The sequence below is a fragment of the Variovorax sp. HW608 genome, assembly GCF_900090195.1.
Classification (GTDB): domain Bacteria; phylum Pseudomonadota; class Gammaproteobacteria; order Burkholderiales; family Burkholderiaceae_C; genus Variovorax.
On sequence record NZ_LT607803.1, the window covers coordinates 1,759,358 to 1,784,050 of the forward strand.

Annotated in this window: 17 protein-coding genes; 6 read left to right on the plus strand and 11 right to left on the minus strand. The window is 65.4% G+C overall.

The features are described from left to right. The first annotated feature begins 1 nt into the window (after position 1). From VAR608DRAFT_RS08170 to lplT, 4 genes are all read left to right on the plus strand, one after another. The gene (locus tag VAR608DRAFT_RS08170; RefSeq protein WP_088953607.1) at positions 2–583 is read left to right on the plus strand and encodes a cysteine hydrolase; all 582 of its coding nucleotides are present in this window, start codon (positions 2–4) and stop codon (positions 581–583) included. Then, the gene (locus tag VAR608DRAFT_RS08175) at positions 583–1,392 is read left to right on the plus strand and encodes an HpcH/HpaI aldolase/citrate lyase family protein (protein ID WP_088953608.1); all 810 of its coding nucleotides are present in this window, start codon (positions 583–585) and stop codon (positions 1,390–1,392) included. Before VAR608DRAFT_RS08170 ends, VAR608DRAFT_RS08175 begins: the two co-directional genes overlap by 1 nt. Positions 1,393–1,428: 36 nt before the next feature. Further along, complete coding sequence (locus tag VAR608DRAFT_RS08180) at positions 1,429–2,058, plus strand: GntR family transcriptional regulator (protein WP_088953609.1); 630 nt, start codon at positions 1,429–1,431, stop codon at positions 2,056–2,058. Positions 2,059–2,166: 108 nt separating this feature from the next. Next, positions 2,167–3,438 carry a lysophospholipid transporter LplT gene (gene lplT, locus VAR608DRAFT_RS08185; RefSeq protein ID WP_088953610.1) on the plus strand — a complete coding sequence of 424 codons (1,272 nt, stop codon included), beginning with the start codon at positions 2,167–2,169 and terminating at the stop codon, positions 3,436–3,438. A gap of 32 nt (positions 3,439–3,470) precedes the next feature. Here the strand turns inward: lplT and VAR608DRAFT_RS08190 are convergent, their stop codons facing one another. Beyond that, the gene (locus VAR608DRAFT_RS08190; protein WP_231973354.1) at positions 3,471–4,715 is read right to left on the minus strand and encodes a glycosyltransferase family 4 protein; all 1,245 of its coding nucleotides are present in this window, start codon (positions 4,713–4,715) and stop codon (positions 3,471–3,473) included. Positions 4,716–4,856: 141 nt separating this feature from the next. Between VAR608DRAFT_RS08190 and VAR608DRAFT_RS08195 the strand changes: the two genes are divergently transcribed. Next, positions 4,857–5,468, plus strand: coding sequence for a hypothetical protein (locus VAR608DRAFT_RS08195; protein WP_088953612.1), 612 nt, complete (start codon positions 4,857–4,859; stop codon positions 5,466–5,468). 6 nt (positions 5,469–5,474) lie between these two features. Here VAR608DRAFT_RS08195 and VAR608DRAFT_RS08200 read toward each other — a convergent pair whose 3' ends face one another. Then, positions 5,475–7,130 carry an aminotransferase class III-fold pyridoxal phosphate-dependent enzyme gene (locus VAR608DRAFT_RS08200; protein WP_088953613.1) on the minus strand — a complete coding sequence of 552 codons (1,656 nt, stop codon included), beginning with the start codon at positions 7,128–7,130 and terminating at the stop codon, positions 5,475–5,477. Between the two features lie 61 nt (positions 7,131–7,191). On the opposite strand from VAR608DRAFT_RS08200, the gene asd reads away from it, so the two are divergent. Continuing rightward, positions 7,192–8,121 (plus strand): archaetidylserine decarboxylase, encoded by a 930-nt coding sequence (gene asd, locus VAR608DRAFT_RS08205; protein WP_088953614.1) that lies wholly within the window; start codon positions 7,192–7,194, stop codon positions 8,119–8,121. Here asd and VAR608DRAFT_RS08210 read toward each other — a convergent pair. The 9 genes from VAR608DRAFT_RS08210 to VAR608DRAFT_RS08230 form a co-directional block, all read right to left on the minus strand. Then, a complete protein-coding gene (locus tag VAR608DRAFT_RS08210) occupies positions 8,075–9,064 on the minus strand; it encodes a Bug family tripartite tricarboxylate transporter substrate binding protein (protein WP_088953615.1) in 990 nt (329 codons plus the stop codon). The genes asd and VAR608DRAFT_RS08210 overlap by 47 nt on opposite strands. A 37-nt stretch (positions 9,065–9,101) precedes the next feature. Then, positions 9,102–11,102: an aconitase family protein gene (locus VAR608DRAFT_RS08215; RefSeq protein WP_088953616.1), complete on the minus strand. Its 2,001-nt coding sequence runs from the start codon at positions 11,100–11,102 to the stop codon at positions 9,102–9,104. 79 nt (positions 11,103–11,181) lie between these two features. Continuing rightward, the gene (locus VAR608DRAFT_RS08220) at positions 11,182–12,069 is read right to left on the minus strand and encodes a LysR family transcriptional regulator (RefSeq protein WP_231973356.1); all 888 of its coding nucleotides are present in this window, start codon (positions 12,067–12,069) and stop codon (positions 11,182–11,184) included. Between the two features lie 59 nt (positions 12,070–12,128). Continuing rightward, positions 12,129–13,154, minus strand: coding sequence for a phosphate ABC transporter substrate-binding protein PstS (gene pstS / locus VAR608DRAFT_RS08225; protein ID WP_269458540.1), 1,026 nt, complete (start codon positions 13,152–13,154; stop codon positions 12,129–12,131). Positions 13,155–13,699: 545 nt separating this feature from the next. After that, a complete protein-coding gene (locus tag VAR608DRAFT_RS36845; RefSeq protein ID WP_157730727.1) occupies positions 13,700–14,350 on the minus strand; it encodes a hypothetical protein in 651 nt (216 codons plus the stop codon). A 98-nt stretch (positions 14,351–14,448) separates the two neighbouring features. Continuing rightward, entirely contained in the window at positions 14,449–15,075 is a 627-nt protein-coding gene (locus VAR608DRAFT_RS36850; RefSeq protein ID WP_157730729.1) for a hypothetical protein, read from the minus strand. 15 nt (positions 15,076–15,090) lie between these two features. Further along, positions 15,091–15,723 (minus strand): hypothetical protein, encoded by a 633-nt coding sequence (locus VAR608DRAFT_RS36855; protein WP_157730730.1) that lies wholly within the window; start codon positions 15,721–15,723, stop codon positions 15,091–15,093. A 68-nt stretch (positions 15,724–15,791) separates the two neighbouring features. Next, the gene (locus tag VAR608DRAFT_RS36860; RefSeq protein WP_157730732.1) at positions 15,792–16,397 is read right to left on the minus strand and encodes a hypothetical protein; all 606 of its coding nucleotides are present in this window, start codon (positions 16,395–16,397) and stop codon (positions 15,792–15,794) included. Continuing rightward, a complete protein-coding gene (locus tag VAR608DRAFT_RS08230) occupies positions 16,394–24,598 on the minus strand; it encodes a hemagglutinin repeat-containing protein (protein ID WP_172843818.1) in 8,205 nt (2,734 codons plus the stop codon). Before VAR608DRAFT_RS08230 ends, VAR608DRAFT_RS36860 begins: the two co-directional genes overlap by 4 nt. Positions 24,599–24,693 lie beyond the last annotated feature (95 nt).

Genomic DNA, 24,693 nt, shown 5'->3' on the forward strand with positions numbered 1-24,693 from the left:
AATGAAAGATTCGATCTACCTCGTGCTCGACATGGAGAACGACCTCGTGCACGCCGACGGCCCGAACGGCAAGGCGGCCTACGGCGAGCAGGTGCGTGGCCGCCGCATCATCGAGAACACACGCCAGGCGCTCGACAAGGCGCGTGCGGCCGGCGTGCACATCGGCTTCGTGCGCGTGGGCTTCTCGCCCGACTACCGCGAATGCCCGCCCGAGTCGCCGATCTTCTCGGGCGCGCGCAAGAACGGCATCTTCAAGCTCGGCACCTGGGGCACCGAGGTCCACCCCGACCTGGGCATGCAGCCGGGCGACTTCGACATCGTCAAGCACCGCGTGAGCCCGTTCTACAGCACCAGCCTCGAAGCCATCCTGCGCGCCAGGGGCATCCGGCGCATCTACTGCTCGGGCATCTCCACCAATGCGGTGGTGCAGGCCACGGTGCGCGACGGCCACGACCGCGACTACGAAATGGTCGTGCTGGAGGACTGCTGCTGCGCCCTCTCGGCCGAGGAACACGCGCAGTCCATCGCCGGGCTCAAGCGCTTCTGCAGGCTGGCGAGCTCGCAGGACGTGGTGTTCGAGTGATGGGCGCCGCCCGCAGCCTCCTGTTCGTGCCGGGCCACCGGCCGGACCGCTTCGACAAGGCCGCGGCCTCCGGCGCGCACCAGGTGGTGCTGGACCTCGAGGACGCCGTGGCGCCCGAGGCCAAGACCGTGGCGCGCGACGCGGTCGCCGGCTGGCTCAAGCGCGGCGGCCATGCGCTGGTGCGCATCAACGCCGCGGACACCGCGTGGCATGAGGCGGACCTCGCCATGCTGCAGGCTTTTCCCCATGCCGGCGTGATGCTGGCCAAGGCCGACCGGCCGTCGCTCGCACACGCCGTTTCCGTGCTGCACGGCCGGCCGGTGGTCGCCTTGCTGGAGACGGTGGCCGGCTACTTCGACCTGCCGGCGCTGTGCGCCGTGCGCGGGCTGTCGCGCATCGCCTTCGGCAGCGTGGACTTCGGCATCGACAGCGGCATCGCGGACGAGGGCGAGGCGATGACCTCCGTGCGCGTCCAGATCGTCCTGCAGTCGCGTCTCGCCGGCCTCGAGGCGCCGGTGGACGGCGTCAGCGTGAACTTCAGCGATGCCGCCCGCATGCGCGAGGACGCGCTTAGCTCGCGCCGGTTCGGCTTCGGCGGCAAGCTGTGCATCCATCCCGCGCAGGTTGGGGCGGTGAACCAGGCCTTCGAGCCGAGCGAGGAAGAGCGCGCCTGGGCCCGGCGCGTGCTGGCCGCCTTCGAGGCCAGCGCCGGCGCCGCGACCGCGCTCGACGGCAAGATGATCGACCGGCCCGTGGTCGAGCGTGCGCGCCGGATCATGGCCGAACTTGCGCCCCGGACGGCCGCTTAGAATCGAGCGCGCCGAGCGATACCCGAGCCGAACCGGATGGAATACCGAACCAAAGAAGAACAGGTCGCGGACTACCTCCGGGAGAGGATCATTTCCGGGGTCTACCAGCGCGGCTCGCGCCTCAAGCAGGCCGAGATCGCCGAGCAGCTCAACCTGAGCATCACCCCCGTGCGCGAGGCGCTCAAGCTGCTGGAGGCCGAGGGCTACGTCAGCGGCGATTCCTATCGCGGCGCCCGCGTGGTGCCCTTCGACGCCGCGGCGTCCGGCGAGATCCTGAGCCTGCGCCTGATGCTCGAGGCGCAACTGGTGCGCGGCGCGGCCGAGCGCGCCACCTCCGAAGACCTGGCCGAGCTGCGCGCGCTGGCGGACGAATTCGCCAAGGCCTTCGAGACCGGCAACCGCGCCATGGCCCGCGGCATCAACTACCGCTTCCATCGCCGCATGTACGACATCGCGGCCATGCCGCAGACGCTGCACTTCGTGCAGATCCTGTGGGCGCGCTATCCCTTCGACCTGATCAATGCCGCCCAGGGGCGCGGGGCCGACGCGGTCAAGGAGCACGACGAGATCCTCGATGCGCTCGCCAGCGGCGACGCGTCGGCGGCCGTGCTCTCGATGCGCAAGCACATCGAGTCCGGCTGGACCGTGCTCAAGGAAATGCAGTAGCGGGCGGGCCGCCCGGCTGTCATCGCGCTGCCTTCACGCGGGCGTCATCGCGCCCGGCGACCATCGGCGTCCATGGATCAAGACATGGCGCCCTGCCGCACCCGCTGAATGCCGCGGGGCTTCTACTTGCTGATCGCGGGGCAGGCGATCTCCGCGCTGGCGGACAACGCACTGCTGATCGTCGCCATCGCGCTGCTGCAGGAGCGCGGCTCGCCCGTCTGGTGGGCGCCGCTGCTCAAGTTCGCCTTCACGCTGTCCTACGTGCTGCTCGCGCCCGTGATCGGGCCGCTGGCCGACGCCATGCCCAAGGCCCGGCTGATGACCGCGATGAACGGGGTCAAGCTGGCCGGCGTCGCCTTGCTCATGGCCGGCGTCAATCCGCTCGTGGCCTTCGCGGTGGTGGGCTTCGGCGCTGCGGCGTACGCGCCGGCCAAGTACGGGCTGGTCACCGAGATGGTGGGCCCGCGCCGCCTGGTGGCGGCCAACGGATGGATCGAGGTCTCGGTGGTCTGCGCGGCGCTGCTGGGCACGGTGCTTGGCGGGCTGCTGGTGGCCGACCTGCTGCGCGGCTCGACGGCCAGCGCGGCACTGCGTGATTGGCTTGCCGCGTGCGCCGACAGCAGCCTGCAGCTGTCGATGGCGGTGCTGCTGGCCGCATACCTGATCGCGGCGCTGATGAATGCCGGCGTGCCCGACAGCGGTGCGCGCTATGCGCCGCCGACGCAGCTGCACCTGATGGCGCTGGTGCGCGAATTCCGCGGCGCGAACCGCACGCTGTGGAGCGATCGCGACGGCGGTCTTTCGCTCGCGGTCACCAGCATCTTCTGGGGCGTGGGCGCGACCCTGCAGTTCGCGGTCCTCAAATGGGCGACCGAGCTCTTGGGCCTCACGCTGGAGCGCGCGGCCTACCTGCAGGTGGCGGTGGCGGCCGGCGTGATCGCCGGCGCCGGGATCGCGGGGCGCCACGTGGCGCTGGGCCGCGCCAAGCGGGTGCTGCCGGCCGGCGTGCTGCTGGGGCTGTGCATGCCCTTGGTGGCTTCCACCGATTCGCTGTGGCTGGCGGTGCCGCTGCTGATGTTCGTCGGCGCGGTGGGCGGCATCCTGGTGGTGCCGCTCAACGCCTTGCTGCAGCACCGCGGCTACAACCTGCTCAGCGCGGGCCGTTCGATCGCGGTGCAGGGCTTCAACGAGAACTTCAACGTCCTGATGATGCTGGCCGGCTATGCGGCGCTGATCGCGATGGACGTGCCGATCGTGCCGCTGATGTGGCTCCTGGGGCTGCTGGTGGCCTCGGCGATCGCGCTCCTGATCTGGCGCGAGCAGGGCATGGAACGCCGGCTCGGCCCGAGCGCGGACAGCCAGTTCACGACCTTGCGCTGACCGCCTCGCGCGGCCGCTGCTTCACGCGTGCTTCAGGCCGCGCCGGCCATGGTGCGCCCGCGCGCATCGGCGACGCGCGGCGTCTCGCCTTCGGCGATGGTGGCGTACAGCACTTCCTCCACCTGCGCGACGATGCGGTCCCAGCCGGCCTCGCCGGCGCTCTGGCGGGCGCGCTGGCCCATCCGCTGCGCGGCCTCGCGCCCGCCGGCGACGAGCTCGCGCGCCATGCGCACGAAGGCCTGCTCGTCGCCCAATGGCGCGAGCATGCCGTTGCTGCCGCTGTGGATCATCTGGCCGGCGCTCGCGTGGTCGTAGGCCAGCACCGCGAGGCCGCTGGCCATGGCCTCGAGCGTGACGTTGCCGAAGGTCTCGGTCATGCTCGGGAAGACGAACAGGTCGCTGGAGGCGTAGTGCGCGCCGAGGTCCTCGCCGCGTCGCGTGCCGGCGAAGATCGCGTCCGGCACCGCGGCGGCGAGCTGCTGCGCGGCAGGGCCTTCGCCCACCACCACCAGCCGCGTGGCCGCGTTCTGGGCCTGCATGGCGCGGAAGGCGTTGGCCAGCGCGTCGAGGTTCTTCTCGGTGGCCAGCCGCCCCACGTACAGCGCCACCGGCGTGTCGGGCGTGACGCCCCATTGCGCGCGCAGCGCCTCGCTGCGCCGCGCCGGGCTGAACTGGCCGGTGTCGACGCCGCGCGTGACCAGCACCAGCCGTTCGAAGCCGTGTCCGCGCAGCTGCTGGCGCAGGCTCTCGCTGGGCACCATGGTGAAGGCGGTGCGGTTATGGAACTTGCGCAGGTAGCTCATGATCGGCCGGTACAGCCAGCCGATGCCGTAGTGCCGGCTGTAGACGTGGAAGTTGGTGCGGAAGTCCGAGCACACCGGCAGCCGGAGCTTGCGCGCGACCTGCAGCGCCGACCAGCCCAGCGGCCCTTCGGTGGCGATGTAGACCAGGTCCGGCCGCTGGCGGCTCCAGAGCTGCACCAGCGCCTTGTTGGCGGGCATGCCCATCTTCATCTCGGGATAGCGCGGGATCGGCACGCCGCGCACCAGCACCTCGTCGAGCCGGTCCAGGCGTCGGGCGAGGTCGCCGTCCGTCTGGCGCGGCCGCACGAGCTGGATGTCGTGCTGCAGCGCGCGCAGTCCCTCCACCACGCGTTGCAGGGTGAGGGCCACGCCATTGACTTCGGGCGGGTAGGTCTCGGTGACCACCGCGATGCGCATCGAGCGCCGGGCGGGCGGCATGTGCTCGACGACGATCGGACCAAGCGATGAGCTCATGTCGCGCATGCTGGCGGCTGTTGGCGACAAAGCGATGACGGTCCGCACACCGTCACCAAGAATTCACGCACGAGCGTCACGATGCCGTCACGCGCCGCGCCGTTGCGGCGCCGTCCACCCCCCAGACCACCAGGAGAGCCCGTGAACGACTTCTTGCGCAACCTTCAGATCCAGCGCTGGGACGATCATCGCTATTACCACCACAGCCGCATCAACCAGTCGCTGCACCTCGTGAGCGCGATCAGCTTCGTGATCGCCTACGTGCTGCTGTTCATCGACCCGGTGATCGCCGCGCTGCTCGGCTGGGGCGTGTCGATGACCAGCCGCCAGGCGGGCCACTTCTTCTTCGAGCCCAGGGGCTACGACGAGGTGAACCACGCCACGCACGAATACAAGGAAGAAATCAAGGTCGGCTACAACCTGCGGCGCAAGGTGGTGCTGATGGCGCTGTGGGTCGCGGTGCCGGTCGTGCTGTGGTGGGACCGCACGCTGTTCGGCCTCATGGACCCGAGCACCGGCATCGCAGGCTACGTGCGACAGGTCGGTCTCGCCTGGCTGGTGCTGGGCGCGGGCGGCCTCTTGTTCCGCACCTTCCATCTCTTCCTGCTGAAGGACGTGAAGACCGGGCTGGTGTGGATGACGAAGATCCTCACCGACCCGTTCCACGACATCAAGCTGTATCACCGTGCACCCCTGCACCTGCTGCGCGGCGAGCTGATCGATCCCGCGCACGGGACCGGGCACCGCGCCTGAGTGCGCTCAGAAGCCGAATCGCTGCGCGAGCATCTCGCGCAGGATGCCGCGCTTGATCGCCTTGTTGGTCAGCGCGGCATCGTGCCACCACCAGCCGTCCTGCTGCATGGCCCGGGCGGCGGCCACGAAGCGCCCGGCCACCTGCTCGAAATCGGCATCGGTGTAGTTGAGGCTGAAGATCAGCCGGCCGCTGCCGACCCAGCTCAGCGCCAGTCCCTGGGCGCGCAGGTAGTACTGCAGCAGCCAGTTGTAGCGGCCCGGCGCGGTGTACAGCACGGTCCAGATCGACGACAGGTTGGCCACCCGCACCGGCAGATCGGCCCGTGCGAGGCGGTCGTTGAGATCGCGTGCGCGGCCGTTCCAGCGCTCGTCGAGATCGTCGTAGAGCGCACGCACCTCCGGCGTCTCGATGCGCCGCAGGAAGGCGTTCATCGCGCCCATCACGTAGGGGTGCGCATTGAAGGTGCCGCGCGCGAAGCAGATGTCGGCCGGCCGCTCCTCGCGGTAGCGCTTCATCAGGTCGGCGCGGCCGCACACCACGCCGATCGGCAGGCCGCCGCCCAGCGTCTTGCCGTAGGTCACCATGTCGGCCTTCACCCCGAAATACTCCTGCGCGCCGCCGGGCGCGAGCCGGAAGCCGACGAAGATCTCGTCGAGGATCAGCACGATGCCGCGCTCGGTGCAGACCTTGCGCAGCTTGTGCAGCCACTCGGTGTACGCGACGCGGTCGAAGTCCGCGCGTCGGCTGCTGTCCACCAGCGAGGAATCGCCCGGGGCGCCGAGGTTGGGATGCAGCGCCTGCAGCGGATTGACCAGCACGCAGGCGATGTCGCGGCGCTTGCGCAGCACCTGCAGCGACCGCTCGTCCATCTCGCGCAAGGTGTAGGTCTCATGCGGCTGCAGCGGGTTGCCGACCCCGGGCTGCACGTCCTCCCACCAGCCGTGGTAGGCGCCGCAGAAGCGCACCAGATGCGTGCGCCGCGTGTGGTAGCGCGCGAGGCGCACCGCCTGCATCACGGCCTCTGTGCCGGACATGTGGAACGAGATCTCATCGAGCCCGGAGATCTCGCGCAGCCGGTGCACGTTCTCCAGCACAGAGGGGTGGTAGGACCCGAGCACCGGCCCCAGCGGCTCGGCGATCCGGCTGCCCTCGGCGATGCACGCCTTGTAGAAATCCACGCCCAGCAGGTTGACGCCGTACGAGCCGGTGAGGTCGTAGAACTCCTGGCCGTCCAGGTCCTGCAGCGTGACGCCGCTCGCGGCCTGCATGAAGGCGCCCACCGGCAGGTGCTCGCGCACATGGGGGCTGTACTGGAAGGGCACGCGGTAGCTGCTGGTGAACTGCAGGTCCGACACCGAAGGGCGTGCGGCGCGCGTGGCTGCGATCGACTGCGCATGGCGCGTCTTCAGGAGCCGCGACAGCGCCTCGAAGCCGGCCCGGCGCCGTGCCACCACGTCGGCAGGGGCGCCATCGGAATCGTAGAAGCGCTGGTCGTCGTAGGCGTAGCCCGGAAGCTGCGCCGCGACCCGCTTGGCCATGCGCGAATGGCCGGTCAGCGAAGGATGCTTGGCGCGCGAAAGCTCCAGGCGGCGCCAGGCCGGAACCGCCGAAGCGGCGAGCGCCGCGAGGGCGACGGAAGACAGGAGAAATGTCTGGCTCATGAACTCTTTATTGCAATGAATGGCGAACACCCACGGTCTATCCCAGCTTCTTGACGCCCTCATGAAAACACTTCGACAAACACGTGATGCCCTGTTGCAGCAGGAAGACATCAACTTCCTGCTCACCAACCGGGTGCCCCGCATCGCGCTGACGCGCTTCATGGGCTGGTTCAGCAAGATCCGCAACCCGCTGGTGCGCGATCTCTCGATCGGCGTCTGGCGGCTGTTCACCGAGCTCGACCTCGGCGAGGCGAAGAAATCGCGCTTCGACAGCATGCACGACTGCTTCACGCGTGAGCTGAAGGAGGGCGCGCGCGTCGTCGATGCGCGCGAAGACGTGCTTTCGAGCCCGTGCGACGCCATCGTCGGCGCCTGCGGTCCGGTGAACGGCATGGAGGTCTTCCAGGCCAAGGGCTTTCCATATTCGATGGCCGAGCTGTTCGGCGATGCGCGGGCCGCGGAGCCTTTTCGCGACGGCAGCTTCGTCACGCTGCGCCTGACGTCGAGCATGTACCACCGCTTCCACGCGCCGCACGACTGCACGGTGGAGCGGGTGAACTACATGTCGGGCGACACCTGGAACGTGAACCCGATCGCGCTCAAGCGCGTGGAGCGCCTGTTCTGCCGCAACGTGCGCGCGGCGGTTCACACGCGCCTGCGTGCGGGCGGGCACCGCATCGCGCTGGTGCCGGTGGCGGCGATCCTGGTCGCGAGCCTGCGGCTGCATTGCCTCGATGCGCTGCTGAACCTCGGCTGGCGCGGCCCGGCGCGCATGGACTGCGACGCGAGCTACCGCAAGGGCCAGGAGATGGGCTGGTTCGAGCACGGCTCGACCATCATCGTCTTCGCGCCTCGAGGCTTTGCGCTGGCCGAGGGGATCGAGTCCGGCACGCGCATCCGCATGGGGCAGGCGCTGATGCGGCTGCCGGGCGTCGCGCAGCCGCTCAGTCCAGCGTCGCGCCCGACTGCTTCACCAGCTTCTGGTGCTTGACCAATTCCGTCTGGAAGAAGGCCGGCGCCGCATCCGGCCCCACGTTGAGTACCGCGAGTCCCTGTCCGGCGATCGCGGTCCGGGCCTCCGGCGAGGCCATCGCCTGCCGGACCGCATCGGCGTAGCCGTCCACCAGCGGCTTCGGCAGGCCCGCCGGGCCCACCAGCGCGATCCAGGCGTCGAAGCTGTACCGGGGCACGCCCGATTCCGCGAGCGTCGGCACCTCGGGCAGGGCATCCGAGCGCTTCTGCGTGCTCACCGCGAGCGCACGCAGGCTGCCGGCCTTCACCTGCTGGGCGACCTGCGAGATCGACACGAAGCCGAGCTGCACCTGCCCGCCGATCAGGTCGGTGATCAGCGGCCCGGTGCCGCGATAGGGCACGTGCTTCATGTCGATGCCGGTCTCGCTCACCAGCAGTTCGCCGGCCAGATGCAGGGTGCTGCCGTTGCCCGCGGAGCCGTAGTTCAGCGTGCCGGGCCTGGCCTTCGCGTAGGCGAGCAGCTCCGCCACGTTCTTCACCGGCAGCGCAGGGTTCACCACCAGCACCAGCGGCACCGTCGCCAGCACCGCAATGGGCGTGACGTCCTTGAGGCTGTCGTACGGAACGGACTTGTAGATGCCCGGATTGATCACGTGATTCGACGAGATCATGCCGAGCACGGAGCCGTCCTTCGGCGCCTTGACGACCTGCGAGGTGCCGGGGATGCCGCCGGCCCCGACCACGTTCTCCACGACGATCGGGTGCCCCGTGGTGTGGCCGAAGGCGGGCGCGATCGCCCGGGCGACCGCGTCGACCGTCGATCCCGCCGCAAGTGGCACGATCATGCGGATCGGCTTGTCCGGCGGCACGGCCGCCTGCGCGAACGCGGCCAGCGGCGCTGCCAGCAAAGCCGCGCCGGTGAGGCGCACGAGCGCTCTGCGCCCTGCGAATATCGTCTTCATCGTGTTGTCTCCTGCTGTCCGTTCGTGAAAGGGGTCGTCATCCATGGCGCAACCGGAGCGCCTCGAACGACATCAGCTCGCCCGCGATCGCGCTGGCGGCCACGGTCGGCGGGCTCGCAAGCCATACGCTGCCGGGGCCGCCGCGCCCCGGAAAGTTGCGGTTGATCGCGCTCACCGTGACCTGCCCTGCATCACTCGAACCGCCGGGCCCGCAGTTGCCGCAGGCGCCGCACGAGGGCTGCAGGATGCGCGCGCCCACGCGCTCGAAGGCATCGAGATAGCCGGCCGCCACGCAGTAGTCGCGCACGGCGGTGGTGCCGAACTGAAGAAAGAGCTGCACGCCGGGCGCCACCCGCAAGCCGCGATCCGCGGCCCATCGCAGCACCGCGTGGTAGTGGTCGAAGTCCTCGCGCTTGCCCGCGGTGCACGAGCCGCCGTATGCGATGTCGATGCGGACCGGTGCCTCCACACTCTCCAGCGGCAATCCATTGCCGGGATCGCCGGGCGCGGCCACCATGGGTGCGACGGCGGCGCAGTCGACGTGCAACTCGTGCGCGTAGACGGCGCCCTCGTCGCTGCGCATCCACGGCTGCAAGTCGAAATCGATGCCGCGACGCTCGCGCAGGAAGCGCACCGTTTCCGCATCGGGTGCAACGATGCCGGTGAAGCCGCCGAGTTCGGCGCTCATGTTGGTCAGCGTCGCGCGCTCGTCGGTCGAGAGCGCCGCGATGCCCTCGCCTGTGAACTCGAACACCTTGCCGACGCCACCGCCGCTTCGGATGAAAGGCAGCGCGAGCATGTGCAGCACGAGGTCTTTCGCGGTGACGCCCCGAGCCAGAATGCCGTCGAGCCGCACGCGCACCGACTGCGGCACGGTAAGCCGCACCGCGCCCGTGACGAAGGCGTTCGCCATGTCGGTCGTGCCCACGCCGAAGGCCACGCAGCCCAGCGCGCCACTGTGCGGCGTGTGCGAATCGGTGCCCACCACCAGTTGGCCCGGCAGCGCATAGCGCTCCGCGACCATCGCATGCGAGATGCCGGCCACGTTACTGCCGTCATCGAGCGCCGCTTCTTGCTCGGTCAGCGTGCGATGCGACCGCAGTCCGTAGGCGGCGACGAACGCACGCTGCGCATCAACCATGCGCCACACATTGGGCACCAGCCCGCCGCGCCGATGCGCCGGGCTTTCCTCGACGTAGGAGGTGTGGTCCTCGAACACCACGATCGAATCCGGCGCGTGCAGCAACAACGGCCGCCCGAAGTTCGCGTGCAGCATGTGTGCGGCCATGCCGGTGTAGTACTCGTGGATGAAGCGCCAGTCCGCGCGCACGAAGGCGCCATCGCCGGGCGATGGCTGCGCAGATGTGAGCCGCGTGCGCAGTGCATGGCGCGCCACGATCTTCTCGAACAGCGTGCGCGGCTGCTTTTGCTGCAGGCTCGCGACCGGCTGGACGTCCTTCATGGACTTCTGGCCGAAACGCAGCAGCCCTCCGGCCTTCAGGATCGCGCCGGCCAGCGCATCGCGGCCCGTGACGAGTTCATCGACCGGGATCGCTTCGCCCGCCGCGATGCGTCCGATGAGCCCGAAGTCCGTCGACGTGAAAAGCCCGATGTTGTCGGCGTTCTGCCGGTAGATGCGCTCGAAGCTCTCCGCGATGACAAGCCGCACGCCCGCGAGCTTCTCCGCTCGAGGGCTGTGTTCGCGCGACGAACCCTTGCCGTAGCGCCTGCCGGCCACCACCACCTCGATGCCCGAGGCGGCGATCGCACCGGTGCCGACCGGCATGCGGTCGCCGGACTTGAAGCCGGTGTAGGGATAGCGGCCGAGCTTCTCGTCGTAGTGCGTGAGGATGGCGATCGGCGTGATCTCGTCGGTCGAGATGTCGTCGCGCAGCGGCTTGGCCTCTTCGAGCGAGATCGATTGTCCGCACAGCACGGCCTCGACCTGGGCGGGCGACTGGCTCAGGTAGAGAATGCGCGGCGCAAAGCGCAGCGACGCTGCTTCAGCGGGGAGATCGACGCTCGACGGTTCGGCCATGCGGCATGGTCACAGGCCCTGGGCTGGCGGAAAAGTGCCGATCCGGCGCAGGGGCTCTCGCGAAATGCGAGATCGGTGCTTACCCGCGCAGGCTGTCGAGCAGCGCCTGCACCGCGCGCGGCTGCGGGTTGCGGTGCAGCGCGTAGAGGTGCAGGCTGCGCGCAGCCCACGGCTCGTCGAGCGCGCGCCGCGCAAAGCGCTGCGTCCCCGCGTAGGCCGCGGCGGCGCTCTGCGGAACGATCGCGATGCCCAGGCCCGCCTCGACCATGCGGCAGACTGCGTCGAAGCTGCTGACCGTGACCTTGGGTGCGAACGGCCGTCCGGTGGCCTCGGCTCGCTCGTGCAGCGAACGGTCCAGTGCGCCGCCATGATGGATGCCGATCAGCGGATGCGCGAGCGCCTGCGAGAAAGTCACTCTGGAGAGCGCCGCAAGCGCGTGGTTCGCGGGCATCACCAGCTGCAGCGGATCGCTTGCGAAGTGCCATGCATCGAGCCCGGCCGGAACGGGCATCTCGACGCCCACGCCGATGTCCGCCCGATCGTCGAGGCAGGCGCGGATCACGTCAGGCGTGTCTTCCTCGTGCAGCAGGACGGTCACGCCCGCATGCGCGGCCATGAAGCGCTGCAGGCGCTCCGGCAGGAACCCGATCACGGCCGACATGTTGGCGTACAGCCGCACCGTGCCGCGCATCTCGGCGCCCTCGGCCTGCACTTCGCGCACCAAGGCCTGAAGGTCTTCGTCGATTTTCAGGCCGCGTTCGAACACGAGCCGCCCCGCGTCGGTCAACACGACACCGCGTGGCGAACGCACCAGCAGCGGCGTCCCGAAGGAGTGCTCCAGGTCGGCAAGCCGGCGGCTCAGGGCCGATGCGGCGATGTGCTCCTGTTCCGCGGCGCGCACGATCGAGCCGGCCTGCGCGGCAGCGACGAAGAGGCGGACGCTGTAGGAGTCGATGCGGCGAGCCAAGGCGAAAAACGATGGGAGGACGACGGCAGGGATTGTCGCCGCCCGCTTCGGCCGGTCCGCTATTTGCCGGGCTCGGCCCAGTAGGCTTCGATGCGCTGGACCAGGCTGTCCGGCAGCGGCACATAGTCGAGCGCCCGCGCGTCGGCCTTGCCCTGCTCCAGCGACCATTTGAAGAAGCGCAGCGCCTCGGCCGTCTGCGCCGGGTTGCGCGGGTTTCGCGGCATCAGCGCGAAGGTGGTGGCGGTGATCGGCCAGGACTTCTCGCCCGGCGCGTCGGTCAAGAGCTCGTAGAAATCCGGCTTCGTCCAGCCCGTGCTCGCGGCTGCCGCCTCGAAGCTGTCGGGCGTCGGGCCGACGAAGGCGCCGCTCCTGTTCCTGAGCATCGGGTAGGTCATCTTGTGCTCGAGCGCGTAGGCGAGCTCGACGTAGCCGATCGATCCCTTGACGTAGTTGACGTAGCGGGCCACGCCGTCGTTGCCGCTGCCGCCGCTTCCGGCGGGCCACCTGACCATCGTTCCCTCGCCGACCTTCGTCTTCCACTCGTCGCTGACCTTGGAGAGGTAATTGACGAAATTGAAGGTCGTGCCCGACGCATCGAGCCGGTGCATGGCCGTGATCCTGAGGTTCGGCAGCTCGACCTCGGGGTTCAGCGCGGCGATGGCCGCGTCGTTCCAGTTCGTGACCTTGCCGAGGTAGATGTCGGCCAGCAGCTCGCCCGTGAACCTCAGCCGGCCGGGCGCGATGCCGTCGAGGTTCACGACCGGCACCACGCCGCCGATCACGAGCGGGAACTGCATCAGGTCTGCGGATTTCAGTTCATCCGGCGCCAGCGGCTTGTCCGATGCGCCGAAGGCCACCTGGCCGGCCTTGACCTGCTGGATGCCGCTGCCGGAGCCGATCGCCAGGTAGTTGACCTTGACATTGGTCTTGGTGTGATAGCCCGAGGCCCATCGCAGCATGACCGGATAGACGAAGGTCGAGCCGGAGCCGGCGATGTCCGTCGCGGATGCGGTCTGCGCGAGAAGCATCGTGGCGGTCATTCCGAGCACGGTCTGAAGGGCACGGGGGCCGTTCGGTATTGCCATGGTCGTGGGTCCTCACAAGCGCGGGGAGTATGAGGGGGCCTTTTGGGCTTGCCAACACGACGAATGGCCGATGAGGGCGGTGTCGGCTTAGGGTCGGCGGCGTCAGCCGGCCGGCTTCCGCGACGCGAAGGCGATGACCGTAGGTAGCGATTGACCGATTTCTGCGTTCAGCGTCGGCGAATCCAACGCTGCGCGGCCTGCCAGAGATATTCGCGCTCACCCCGGGCCAGCTCTCCACGTGTCTTTTCCCACCGCTGAAGACTGGCGATGCGGCCTAGGAACCGAGACCACACCAAGATCAGCCCACCGCATAGGGAGATCGCCCAGGACAACGAACCAGGATGAAAAAGAAATCCAAGGCCCAAGAGCGCGACGCCGGCAACTGCCAAGGGCCATTCCCATTGAATGGGGTAGTCAAGATGCTCGGGGACATCGGTCATCTTCCCGGAGGATCTTTCTTCATCGAGCAAGTACCAGTTTGTCGTAAATTAAGGCACCCGAGCTCCGCGAAATTTTTTCCGAGTTGAGTCGGCCGCTTTACTCAATCAATTCGGTGCAGCAGGAAATATCTGATCACTTTCCTTTTCCCTGGGGGAAGAATTCATTGACTTAAACCAAGTTCGACTCAGTCGCCTCACTTTTAACGCTCCGTCGGGGGATGGGTAAATTGTCGTCTCAATCGCAGTGGCTGAACCTCCAGTGCCTTCACTCCCCGAGGCGATGGAGAATTGCCGTAAGACCAGATGGTTTTTTGCATCGCACCCCACTCGATCGGAATTAATTGAGATGATCGTTGTTGCATACACTTCCCCATCGCCTCCGCGCAAAGAAACCTCCAGTTCGTCCTTTGTGGTAACGATCTCAGTAATAGCCGCATCGTTGAAACTTCTTCTTTTTTCGATAAATTCTTTAAACGGAAGGCCGCCATAAGGCAGCGGCTTCAGACCGCGCGAAGTTGAGAAGCGAGTGCCGACAGTATTTTTCGAAGAATCGCCAAGTAAATCGAACAAATTTCCTCGATCCATGTAACGCCCGTCTATTGATTCACATGGCTTCTGCCGATGGATTGGAATGCGCCATTGTGGATCGACCTCTTGAATGGAAAGTGCACACGCAGATAGCACCATTGCTCCGCCTGCAAAGACAGACAATCGAATCATTGCATTCATTGTTTTTGCGTCGATGAATGAATTCATCTGACTGTCTCCAATCGGTAGACTGCTGCTGCGGCGCCAGGCCCTGTATCGCTTGCCGCTCGTTCCGGAGCATGCGCGGGTAAGAAATTTTCGAAATATCAATATGCAGGCTCAAAAATCAGCGTTACTTGATTTTCTTTTCTAGGTGGCGATCGCATGGTTTTAATCCAATTCCGCCTCCAGCGATGAACCTCTAACGAGCCATCTTGCAGCTTATGAAACACTACTTCGCTCGCGTGCGCCTGGCGAGGAGTTAGCTCTGCACCACCAACGCGGGAGAACTCTCTTAATACAAGATTGCCACTGGCGTCACAGCCAACATTGGGATGATCGAATGAAATGCGCCTTCCTTCATATGGGAGTTTGTCGCCGCCGTACAAGGTGATTTCCATTCCAGACGAAATTTTTCTCACCTCGACAAAAGAGTTTGCATCAAACAATTTCCGTTGCTCGCGAGGGTCTTTGGCGTCCAGCGGACTAATGCGCCTTTCATATCGCACAAAGGTTGAAAATTTCGGCGCAGAGTAATTGATGGAGGAATCGTCGAACTGTCTAAAAAAAAGTCCTTTGCCTGAGTAATTTCCGTCTATGGACAGACAATTCTCGCGAGAAACGATTGGGACTTTCCACAGAGGATCTCCCTCTCGGATAACGGCAGTGCCACAGCTCGCGGTCGAAAGAATGGCGGCTAAAGATATGGTTGATATCCAACGATCGATCATCATTTTTTTCCGGAGCAATCATCGAGATGCCGAACGAAATCTTAATTTTTCCATTGCCTCTCGCTTTGGTGGGGAATTCATGGTTCTCGCCCAATATCTACCGATTTCGTTAACCGCTAGTGAACCATCGTCTAGTCTACTAATAATTCTCTCGGTCGCGCGTGCTGTTCCCCTGGTGCCTTCGCTGCCGGACGTAATTGAGAATTCCCGTAGAGTCAAATTATTATTGGAATCGCAACCCACGTACTCGGAAGAGGCGCGGATCGCTGTTCTTGCATACAAAATTCCGTTGCCGCCGTGCAGAAAAGCTTCCCAACCCTCCGGTGTCTTCTTGATTTCTACAATCGCCGACCTGTTGAACTCCCTTCGCTTTTCAACGAGAGCCGCTGCGGGCAGCCCCGAATAGGGAAAGGAGTGAAATCCTTCCGTCGCAGAGAATTTTTGCGCCGCCGCTCTTCTTGCTGACGAATCCCTTAATTTCTCGAAGAGCATTCCTTCATCCAGGTAACGCCAATTTATCGGGTTGCACATCTTTTCATTGGAGAAGGCAATTTTCCATGTGAAATCGATCTCTCGAATTACGGGCGCACAACCAAAAAGGATGAAAACGCAAAAGGGTAGTGCAAATAAGCGAAAGCATTGTTCTCTCATTTTGATATTTCCAGGATTGCGAGATGATGAACCTCCGGCGACAAAAATTTCCGAGTCCTGCTACATCTCTATCGGGCAGACGGAAAGATAAGGATGGTTTCAGTTGACCTATCAGGAGACCGGTTCATTGAACTCTTCCACTCGCGATCCAGGCGAGAGACTTCAAGCGATTCATCCGCGAGCTTTCTAAATCGTCTCTCCGAGGCAAAGGCTGACCCTCCTGATAGCTCCGCTCCCCACAAGGCTCTGAAGCTTCTCAAAACCAAATTCCCGTTGTCATCGCAGCCGACATCCGGGTGATTCATTGCGAGGGAGGTATTGCTGTAAATCTCACCTTCTTTTCCGATCATTTGGATTTGCCAAATTTGGTCAATTTTCCGGACTTCCGCGATCATTTTTGGTTGCATCGCTTCGTGCGGAGTTGAAATTAATTGAACTCCATTTGAATATCTCTCCTCCCCCGGCGGTCGCGGTGGAAAATAGGGGTCCTGAAATTGCCGAAGAAGCAGATCGTTGTCGATATATCTGCCGTCAATGGATTTGCAATTTGCGGCCGGACGCATGGAGAACTTCCACTGCGGATCGCCAATCTCGATTTTTCCGGTATAGCAGCCGGTTAAACAGAAGGAAAGCAAGACAGTTGCACACCATCTTGGCAAACTCGATTGCTTCATTTGACACTCAAAACAATAAGGGTAAGAATTTCCGGAGGCAATAAACTAGCCAATGCGAACGGTGTCGCCAAAAGCACGTTGACTTTATTCATTGCCTCTCCGATGGCTCGCTCTTCATTTGTCATATTGGGGCGAATGTTTCCATCTGGACCGTACCATCTTTTGCTATTCAGCATATCATGCGTACCGGCATACGCCTCCGCCAGAATATCTTGGAGGCTACCCGGAGCGTAGTCTCCTAGAAACGCGAATTTTCCAACTGTGCCCTGAAATCCGCCAAGCGGACTCCGCCAATCTGGATTGGCTGCTATTAAATCAGGCAAGCTTATGGGGTTGCCCTTTCCGTCGAAGGCCTTCATTTGCACGCGCCCTTGACTATCAAGCTTTAACGAGCCGTCGGCATTAACTTGACACATTTCATTGGTGCAGAGATTTTCTAAATCCACTCGTCCGCCGGCGAGCTTGAAACCGTCTCCATTGGAGCCAATACTTAACCCCGACTTGTTGTCCAAGCAATTGCCCTGTGTATCGCAGACGCCAGGAAATTTTTTGGAATCTTCAACCATGGCCTCCCGCATTTGATTCGCGGCCCAGACCAATGATTCACGGGTAATCGCCGCGCCCGCGGCCACGGTTTCTCCACTGGCTGCGGCAACCAGGATGTTGACTGCGGCTCTATAGTTGCCACCGTCCTTCCACTTGTCATAGGCCTCCTGGTTCTGCGCCATGGTCTGCTGCAAGCTCTCTGCCTTGCTTGTCAGGGCAGCCCGTTCCGCAGGGTCGGTGCTCGAGGCGACCTGCCGCTCGGTGGCGTTCAGTTCCCTGCGCGCGTCTTCGTAGGCCTTCGTTTTCTCGTCAGCGTAGGTCTTCACGGCAGCGGGCGCCTGCCGATTGAACTCCTGCATGATCTGCTGTTGCGCAGACAGGTCGTTCATCACCTGTTGCTCGTTCCAGCGGTTCGCGAGAGCGCCGACGCTATTGGTATCGCCGGTCCTCACGCTCTGATCTCCTGCGATTCCGGAAATGCCAGAGCGTGTCACGCTCTCCTGGCTTTCATTGATGCCGCTGAGACCGGCGGTCGGCGTGCCGGGTGAGTTGCCGTTCGAGCCGAGGCTCGCACTCCAGCCGCCGCCCGTCTGCACATCGACGTTGGCGATGTCGCTGGTCGTGAGGTTCTTGGTGCTGAAGCTGTTCTTTGCTTGATCGATAGCCGCCTGCGTGCTCTCGATCACGCCACCGATGAGGTTGGTGTTGCCGGCCACATGCACGTTGAAGCCACCGTCCCCCGCCTTGATACCGCTTTGCTCGGTCACGCTGGCGTAGTTGCCGTTGGCGTGCGTGTTGTAGGCATTGGCGCCGACGTAGCTTTCGCCGTAGCACATGTAGACGCACAGACTCATCGATGCGCCGCCGCCGCTTTGCTTGGCAGAGTTGATGCTCGTGTCCTGAAGGCTCTGGATGGTGAGGTTTCCGCCAACGAGTGCGTTGACCTGATCGGCCGAGACGACCGCGCCGCGCAGCGTCGTATCGCCTCCACTGATCATGTTGACCTGATTGCCGGCGGTGATGTGCGTGTTGGTCCAGTAGGTGCCGCTGCCCTGACTGGTCGCCTTACCGGTGTTTGCGCCGGCCTCGAAGGTCATGCCGTTCTGCGTGCCGCTCGAGAAGCCCAGACCGCCATACCAACCGCTGGAACTGCTGGAACTGCTTCGACTGGTGGTGTTCTGCGCCGCGAGAAGCTCGATCTTGTTGTCGGCTGCGAGGTTGACGTTGTGGCCAGCACCGACGTTGCTGCCCTGGATGAGGATGTTGCTTTCCGCTCCGGCACCGGTCGCGATGATGTTGACATCGCCGCCTGCCTGGAAGCTCGAACCCTTCGCGGTATTCGTGGCTTGATCGCTCGTGCTCTGGCTCCGGCTGCTGCCGGCGGTCACGGTGAACTTGCCGGCGATGGGGCTCGAAGAGCCGGAGTCCGCTGCCTTGGCATTCGCAGCGGCTTGGGTGTGCATGCCGTTGTAGGCAGCCGCGCCACCAGCAGCCACGCTCAGCGCCTGCATTCGACCGCTGTCTGTTTGACCTGAAGCCTCGGCAAGATCAGCGACTGTTCTCGCGGCATCCAGAAGCGGCGAACTCACACCAACGCTCACACCGCTTTGCCGATACCGTTGCTCGGTATGCGTCTGCGAGGTCTCGCGCGCCTCGGTGATGCGAACGTCCTTCGCGAGGATGTTCACGTCGCCGCCCGGGGCGACGACATCGCTGCCGACCTGCGAGTAGCGGTTGCCGGCCACGATGTTGACGTTGCCTCCGATGCTGCCGATGGTGCTGCCGGCCGCGCTGGTGCTGTTGGTGCGGCTGATGCTTTGCTGCTCCTCTTTGCCGAAGGTGATGGCCGAGCCTGACGAGAAGACGCCGCTCTTCTTGATCTCGCTCTGGCCATATCGGCTCGTGGTCTCCGTCACCGACTCGATGTTGACGTCATGGCCGGCCACCAAGGTCGTGCCCTTGTCGCTGACGACATTGGAGCCCTTCACGCCGATGTCGTTGCCCGCGACGATGGTGACGGTGCGCCCGCCGATCTCCGAGCCGATGGCCTGTGTGCGATCCACCTGCCGTTCGATGTTGACCGTCTGGCTTTCGAAGGTGCTCTTGTCCTTGCGGTAGTACCTCTGGTCGAGCGACGAGGTGGACTGGCCGGCTTCGATGTTCACGTCATGGAGCGCAGCGAGCGTGACGTCGCCCTGAACGCTGGTGACGTTCGCGGCCCGGGCGTTGATGTCGTTCTTCGCATAGAGGCCGATGTCGCCGTTGGCAAGGATCTGCGTGCCGACCTCCTGCGTGCTGGCTTCCGCGCGGGAGTTGCCGGGGCCCCAGACTGCCGAGTTGGCGCTGCCCGTGGTGACCGTGCCGAGGTGGATGTCGTGGCCTGCGCTGATGCCGGTCGCTCCGCCTTCACCCGTGTTGACGACGCGTGCGGCGACAAGGTTGACGTCATTGCCCGCCGACGCCAGCAACACACCCTCCGGCTTGCTCACATAGATGCCCGCGACCCGATCGATGAGGGTCGCGCTGCCCTGGCTGATCGCGCCGGGCCTGATCGATGAAGTCGATCCGCTCGATGTGGTCGAGCGCACATTGAGATCACGCCCGGCTTCGAGGATCGCCACGCTGCCGGCATCGACGGTGCCGCCAACGATGTCGATGTCGTTCCTGGCCTTGAGCCCCACCTTGTCGCCGGACACCTGCCCGTTGAGCACCCCGATGTTCTCGGCCGTGATGCTCACCGCCTTGCGCCCCGCGATGGTGCCGCTGGTGGTCACGTCGCCCTGCATGTCGAGCTTGAGCTTGTCCGCGGCGATCAACGCACCGCTGCCGTCGATGTCGCCGGGCTTCACGCGCACATACACCTGCGGCACGAGCACGCGCTGGGTGCTGCCGTCGGGCAGCGTCACGCGCTGCTCCACGAGCCACACGATGTCGCTGGTGAGCTGCGCCATCTGGGCGTCGGCGAGCGCGATGCCCGGTGTGAGGTGGTATTGCTGCGCGAAGGCGACACCGGCATCCATAAGGGCCGCGTACTGCGCCTCGTCGGAGGTGTAGCCGTCCAGGTAGCGGTAGCCGGTGAGCTGCGCGATCTGCTCGCGGATGAGCTTCTGCTCGTAGAAGCCGTCGCCCAGCCGCTTGAGGGTGTTGTTCGGGTCGAGGCCGAGGTTGTTCAGCAGGTAGTCGCTGCCGAGCCAGTTGCGGTAGTTGGCGAAGCGCGGATCGGTCTCGATGAGATAGCGGCCGCCGTCGACGGTGCGAAAGAGGCTCGCGGTGGGGATGCCAAGGCTCGGCAGGCTGGTGCGGGCGGCCAGTGAGGGGTCGCCGCTGGACTGCACCTGGATGATGGGGTTGACTGGTGCGCCGGCGCCGGTTGCGTTGACGTCCGGGGCGTTCTGCCCGGGTGCGCGATCTTCCGTGCGCGCTGCGCTGTCGACGCTGCCGAGGTTGCCTTGTTTTCGTGCCGCCGCGAGCGTGACGGTGACCGGCACCACCTGGTCATAGCCGCCGATGTTGAAGACACGGCCATCCGGCGAGGGCGTGCTCACGGTCATGGTGCCGTTGCGCGTGGCGGTGCCGGCGATCTCCAGGTTGATGTTCCGGATGTTGTCCCCGGTCCCCGTGAGATCGCTGCCGGCGAGGATCTGGCTCATGTCGTTGGTGCCGCTGCCGACGGCGAGCTTCATCGAACCACCGGCGACGATGCGGCCCGGGGCGGAGCTCTCCAGTACCGGCCTGGTACCGCTGGTCGTGTACTCGTAGACGGTGTAGGCGATGTTGAAGTGGCCGATAACATGGTCGATGAAGGCCCGGGTCGCGACATCGAGATTGCCGTGGGCCTGCAGGTAGGTCTGCCACCGGGCTTCTTCCTCCCCGGTCAGGGACTGGCCGAGCTTGCCGGGGAAGTCGGGGGGCAGGTCGAAGGGCGGCGGCGTGACGCCGAAGGTGGACCAGATCGGATCGTCGGCCGCGTACCACTGGCCCGGTAACTCGACGGTTTCGCTCTGATCGATCGAGATGGGGCGCTCGGCCCTCAGCGTGACGCTGTTCCAGGGCGGGTTCTTGTAGTAGTAGGCGAAGCGGTCCAGCGGGTACGCGGCGGACGGAATGACGATGCCGTAGCTGTTGCTGACCGAGGTGTAGCTGCCCGGCGGCAGCACGTCGTCCGTGGCGACGAAGGTCGGCCAGAAAAAATCGCCGAGTGCCGTGTACACGAAGACGAGCTGGCTCTTGTCGTAGTGCGTGTCGTCGCCGAAGACGGAATATTCCCTGACCCGATCGCTCGTGGGCAGGTTCTCCATGCGCCAGGTGACGCCGCCATTGGTGTTGTTCAGCAGGTCCGCCGCGATCTCCATGTTGCCGATGGACTCGATGGTGGCCGCGTGGTTGTTGAGGGTGCCCATCGTGCCGATGGCGTGGCCTTCGGCGTCGAGGCTGCCGCCGACGAAGAGATCGCCGCCGCTGAGGATCAGCGCGCCGTCGCGGTTGTCGAGCGAGGCGGTGCCGATGTCGAGGCGCTTGCGCCCGGCGATGGTGCCGGCGCTGGTCGCGCCATCGACGGTTTCGGCCTCGTTGACGAGCGCGCCGCCGCCGAGCGAGAGTCGATCGCCGTAGATGCGGCCGGTACCGAGGTTGTGGATCGACGCGGCATCGATGCGCGTGCTTTCGCCGTCGATGACGCCGCGGTTGGTCACGGTGCCGGTGGCGGCAACTGCGGTGGTCTTGCCCTGGATGACGCCGTCGGCGGTGTTGTCGATGTCGCGGGATGCAATTCGCAGCGCGTTGCCCGCCGCGAGCTGGCCTGCGTTCTGGAGATCGCCGCTGGTCGTGATGCTCAGGTCGTGGTCGGCGACGATGGTGCCGCCCGCGTTGACGACCTGAAGACCCGAGAGGGTCGCGCCGCTCTCTACGATGCGCAGGTCGTGCTGCGAGGAAATCGTGCCCGAAGTGTTGTCGATGCTCCCAGCCTTGAGATCGACATCCCCCTTGGCCGCGATGGTGCCGCCGCTCCTGTTGCTTATCGCGCCGCTGACAGTCGCGCCGAGGCTTCCCGCGCTGCCGATGCTGCCGGCGTCGTTGTTCAGCCTGGCGGCCTGGATGCCGGCGTGGGTGCCGGCGCTGATGAGGCCGGACTGGTTGTCCAGCAGGCCCGCGACGCTGAGATCGAGGCTGGCCGCCTTGGTCGCGAAGAGCTTGCCGCCCTTGTTGACGAGCGCACCGGCCGATACGCTCGCCGCGCCGTTGCTCGCGATGGTCCCGCCCGTGTTGTCGAGGGTGCCCGCAACCGCGATGCGCGCGTTGTCCGCGCCGGTCTGGAGGATCTCCCCGCCTTGGACGTTAGCGAGATTGGCGACGTTGACATCCAGCGTGCCGGCGCTGATATGGCCATCCTGGTTCCTCAGGGCCTGGCCAGACTGGACGGTCGCGGTGACGGTGAGCGTGCCGGCCGTTTCGAGGGTGACGGCGTCGGTGGTGATGTCGCCTTGCGTCGCGGTGAGCGCCAGGTTGGCCGCAGCGATGTTGCCCGCGGAGAGATCGACGCTGGAACCTGTCAATGTGGCATTGCCCGCCGCGACGGTGGTCCCGTTGGCGCTCAGGGCACCGCTGGTTGCAATGTGCAGATCGCCCGTCGTGCCGAGACTGCCATCGGTTTGCACCCCCGCGCCGAGCACGCCGGTATGGCCTGATGTGAGCGTGGCCGCCGTGACCGTGGTGCCGCCGCCGGCCGTGATGCTGCCGTCGTTGACCAGCGCGCCGCTCACGTTCACGGATGCACTCTCGCCGCCGCGCAGCTTGCCGCTCGTGAAGAGGCTGGACGCCCGCACCGACAAGTAGGTGGCTGCGCTGATCGTGCCGGTGTTGCTGAGGTGACCCGTCGTCGTGACCTGCGCTGCGCCCTGGGCCGATCGAATGCTGCCTTGGGCGTTGTCCACCGTTTGGGCCGATAGCTGGAGATCGCGATTGGCGATGAAGGTGCCCGCGGTGTTGTCGATGGAATTCGCCGAGGCTGTCAACGCGCCGGGGGCCGAGACGGTGCCCCGGGAGTTGTCGAGTTGTCCTCCCGCGTTCAGGATGACATCGCCCGCGCTGGTGATCTTGCCATCGACGTTGAGCAGGTCGCCACCCGAGGTGATGTCGACCTTGCCGGCATTGAGCGTGCCGCCCGTATTGTCGAACTGCCCCACGTCTGCGTGGAAGCTGCGGGTGATGTTCAGGGTGCCTGCGGCGTTGCTGAAGCCCGGCCCGGACACACTCAGGTCCGCGACATTGATCGTGCCCGCGGCGTTGTTGATCTGCGGCGTTTGCAGCGTGATGGGGCCACCCGCATGGATGCGCCCGCCGTCGTTGAGAATCGCGCCGCTTGCGCTCAGGGTGCCGGGTTGCGCAGGTTCGCTGGCAATCGACGGGGGGACACCACCACCATTCGTGCCGGTGCTGCCGGTGTCGGAAGACGGGCCGCCATTCCCTGGTCCGCTGCCACCAGTGCCGCCCTCGGGGCTTTCGCTCGCGTTCCCGCTGCCTTCCGTGGAACCGGTGCTGCCGCTTGACCCGCTGCTCAACGGCTCTGCGCCAACGACCCCGCCCTGCGTGTTGCTCAATATCGGCGCCGTCAATGTCAGGCCCGCCGTGCCGGTCTGGCGGATCGTCCCGCCGCGGTTGTCGATGTCCGAGGCGCTCGCGAGTTCGATGCGCGGGCCTTCGATCGTGCCGGTGTTCTCGAGCCGCCCGGCAGCGGTGATGACGAGGCCACCCACACCGGCGCCGATGTTGCCGGCGTTGCGCACGCCCAGGCCCGCTTCATTGCCAACCAGGACGATCTTGTTGGCGTACATGCCGCCAAGGGCTGCGACATCGAGCGCAAAGGCGGGGGCGGGACCTGCGCCTGCGATCGGCGTGATGGCCGCGTCATCCACACCGATCTGGTTCGCACCCGTGACGACCTTGAGGTCCTTGGCCCAGATCTCGGCGTTGACCTGCATCGCCCGCGCATAGATGGCGGCGTAGTCGGTCTGGCTCAGGTCGAGTCCCTTGCCGTCGATGCTGATGGTGCCGCCGCTGACGCGGTAGCCGTCCAGGCCGCCGAACGCATTGAGTTGCGGTACGCCCGTGGTCAGCGTGGCGCGGCTCGCATTGAGGAAGCCCGCCCCATCGACCAGGATGCCGGCGGAGTTGGCGACGATGACTTCGGCGCGCTGTCCCGCAACCTCGATGTAGCCGCGCAACTGGCTCGGATTGCCGGAGTTGATTTCGTTGAGGATGACGCGCGCCGGGCCGGTGGCGAGATAGGGGTTGCCCTGCACGTAGCCGCCGAGCTGGGTCTGGACGTTGGTGCGGCTGTTGTTGAGGATCGCGCCGTTTGCCTGCACGTCGAAGCGGCTGTAGACGTTGCGCGAGACGCCCGCGGCGCTGGGCGTCTGGATGTTGACGAGCGGGACGCCGTTGGGCGCGGCAAGGATGATGGGGCGCTGGTTGCCGGCGACGTTGGGGGCGCCGATGATCTGCGCCGGCGCGGCTGCTGCACCGAGCAGCGCCGCGAGGGCGACACCGAGTCCCGAACGGCGAGTGTGGTCTCTTCCCGCGCTGCGTGCGGTTTCCTGCACGACCATGCGCATGCCGCGCGCAGCGTTGAAGACGATGCGATGAAGATCCTTGTTCATTTCTTCTCCCTTGAGGCAGGCAGCCCCGGCGTCGCGCGGCAAGCGGTGCTTCGTGACAGCGCCCCGCGCGCCCATGGGGCTGGAGGCGCAGACTC